This is a genomic window from Sedimentibacter sp. B4, from assembly GCF_000309315.1.
Taxonomy (GTDB): Bacteria; Bacillota; Clostridia; order Tissierellales; family Sedimentibacteraceae; genus Sedimentibacter; species Sedimentibacter saalensis.
The window spans coordinates 1-2,795 of record NZ_CANG01000905.1; the positions used below are offsets into that span (position 1 = coordinate 1).

Genomic DNA, 2,795 nt, shown 5'->3' on the forward strand with positions numbered 1-2,795 from the left:
TGCTAGCAAGAGATACTTCTAAACATAACAAATGTATTGACATCTGCAGGTAAACATGCAGGTGTCATTTATTTTAAATGAATACCTTTATTATACAATTTTAAAAATTGGCGATATGAAATATCTAGTTTTTGTTGGCTATGTTGTTAACACCTCGTTTATGATTTAATTATAGCACAAAACCATTAAAAATTTATGGTTTTGTGCTAATTTACATCGAAATTTATTGAGCGTTTTTCGCAGTCTGCCGTCCCCACTGTCCTAATACCTACATTTTTAACAGTATAGCTGATATCAATCTCGAGAGTTCATCTTAATATAAAGAAAAAAGTAAAAGAGCATACTAAGACTACCTACTAAATACCATCTCAGTCCTATAAAAAAACCGACAATACATAATATTAGTTGGATTACCAATAAACAAGTTTCATCCTTTAAAATAATTTGGTCTTTTTTATGGCTAATGTTAAAATGTTTTATAAACCATCGTATAATAGTTTTATTCTCCGCAACAACCTCATTTAAGTTGAATTGTATATGAAACTCCATTAGCTTGACCACCAAAATAAATATAAACGAAGCAGGAAATGCAGCTAAAAAAATATTATATCTTTTCATATTATAAAATATATGGGAAAATTTATTTGTATCAGGGTTAATGATTATACGCATAATATTTAATAATTGAAAAGCCATAGCCCAAAATGAAAATGCCCCACTTAAAATTTTACGTATTTTTTCATTTTTAATTATATGTTTTCTTTCTCTTTTCACAATGAACTCTCTTTCTTTTCAGAGAATATGTCTTTATAGTCGATTATAAGTCTACAGATTTTTTCTGTATAAATGTAGTGGGACCGTATATTTTATAATCATTTTCAGAAACTTTTTCGTGAATATTCTCAATTTTTTTCATATAGTCATATGTTCCGTCTGTTTTCCACCATAAAGACCATTTTAAATATACAAAGTTAGATCCATAAGCAGAGATTGCAGTAGCAGCACCAGTTGCTGCAGAAACAGTATAGCCCAAAGTTATAAGTGTTAAAATAAAAGATGCTGTACTGACAACTAAGCCAATATCTATTGTATAATCTCCTTGATAATAATATCCTTCGGAATCCTTGATAGCTTGTATTCCAATACTGTTACTATCACACCTCTTTTCCCTTGAATTGTCATATAATATAAATCAGCATAGTTTTACATTTTATAATAAAAAACTACTATGTTGAATTTATATTTCCTCCACTAATTACAATTTCACATGAAATATCGGATAAACTAATATATTTCATTATACTTATGTTTTTTATAAAACATTTATATTATATATAACTGTATTATAAAAAACATAGTTATATTTGTCAACATATAGTATATACATTATAATTTTCATATTTTTTAAAAATTCTCTTTTTATTCTCGCTCTATACCCTTTTATTTAATTATTTTGCAATAATTTTCAATACTGAAAAAAATAAAAAAGATCGGGTATGTTAATCCGGTTCATCTTCTTGGTTGGCGAGATCTTCAAACAGTAGGCTTTTCGCTCTATTCAACGAGGATGACGAGTTGAAAACAGGCGACTTCAGGCAGGCAGGGTTTCATCTGTAAAAGAAGGCAAGTGGGTTGGAAATAAAAAGCCGTATGGCTATAAAATTGTAAAGCTGCAAGGCCAGAAAGGATACACGCTTGAAATCGAACCGGATGAAGCCGCTGTAATCAAAATGATATTTGAACTTTACACAGTTGGTGAAGAGCAGGAGGACGGATCAATAAAAAGGTTGGGTTCTACATTAATAGCCAATAAGCTTAATGAAATGAAAATTCCACCTGCTCAAGGAACGCAATCGTTTATATTAAATTATACCATAACTCTTAATAATAATTGAAATTAACTCCAAAGCAATTTAAAGTTTAGGCTATGTTTTAAATCAATGTTGAAAATTGATATATCTTTGTATATATGCTATAATCAAGCCATATATACAGATTTGGAGTTTGTGCTATGGCAAGTGTAAAGTCTTTAATTTCTGATATCGAAAAACTATCACTTTTGCAACATGAGCGGCTACTTCTTGTTTGGAAGAAATGCTTATTTTAGGTTCACAAGTAGGTCGAGTAATACAAGAAGTTAAGGAATTTAGATTTGCAAGGGAAAAGTCTGTCCTCATTGTAAGCTGAAACAGAAATAACTGATTTCAAAGAAAGAGAGCCTATATTTAGTAATACACATTAAATTGGAATTAATGCTATAGCTAAAGTCTATAATACTAAAAAGGAGGTGATAGTATGAATTTAGAACATGTTAAAGGAACTCCATTTGATTATAGCGATGATAAAGTAACTATTTATTTTGAAATAGCAGACAAACAAAGTGCAAAAGAAATTATGAATGATATATCTTTTATTGATAACATTGAAGATTTAGAATATGGATTTGAAGTAAAAATCGCAATACAACAAATACCAGAAGTAATTAGGTATCTATCACAGAATAATATTGCTATATATGCTGTAATTCCTAAAAAATAATAATAAACATTTTCATACTATGTATTAGAGGAGAAATCTTTCTCCTCATAATATTATCTTCAATTTCAACACTATACTAAAACATAGCTAAAGTTTATAAAAGCATCCTATTTAACCATCTAATAATTCCTAAATATCAACGAATTTTTTAACAGATAACCCCTTGGGTAGTAAGAGCTGGGCATTTGGAGATGGTTGCTACATTGTTTAAAAAACTGCTTCAAGGCGCTACAAGAGATGAACTCATTGCAGCCGGT

General features: G+C 29.3%; 3 protein-coding genes and 1 pseudogene. 2 read left to right on the forward strand and 2 right to left on the reverse strand.

All coding sequences use genetic code 11. The features are described 5' to 3' along the window. Positions 1–294 precede the first annotated feature (294 nt). A complete protein-coding gene (locus BN358_RS14275) occupies positions 295–774 on the reverse strand; it encodes a hypothetical protein (RefSeq protein WP_019229325.1) in 480 nt (159 codons plus the stop codon). Positions 775–817: 43 nt separating this feature from the next. Next, positions 818–1,033, reverse strand: a complete 216-nt coding sequence (locus BN358_RS25690; RefSeq protein ID WP_157593543.1) for a hypothetical protein — start codon at positions 1,031–1,033, stop codon at positions 818–820. A gap of 978 nt (positions 1,034–2,011) precedes the next feature. Between BN358_RS25690 and BN358_RS27950 the strand changes: the two are divergent. Together BN358_RS27950 and BN358_RS14280 are read left to right on the forward strand one after the other, a co-directional pair. After that, positions 2,012–2,169 (forward strand): annotated as a pseudogene (locus BN358_RS27950) (IS1595 family transposase); the annotation flags it as partial. A gap of 126 nt (positions 2,170–2,295) precedes the next feature. Then, on the forward strand, positions 2,296–2,538 hold the full coding sequence (locus tag BN358_RS14280) for a hypothetical protein (RefSeq protein WP_019229327.1): 243 nt from the start codon (positions 2,296–2,298) through the stop codon (positions 2,536–2,538). Positions 2,539–2,795 lie beyond the last annotated feature (257 nt).

Coding starts and splice junctions, on each gene's coding strand:
- BN358_RS14280 (WP_019229327.1), top strand. CDS start 2,296: ATGAATTTAGAACATGTTAAAGGAACTCCATTTGATTATAGCGATGAT.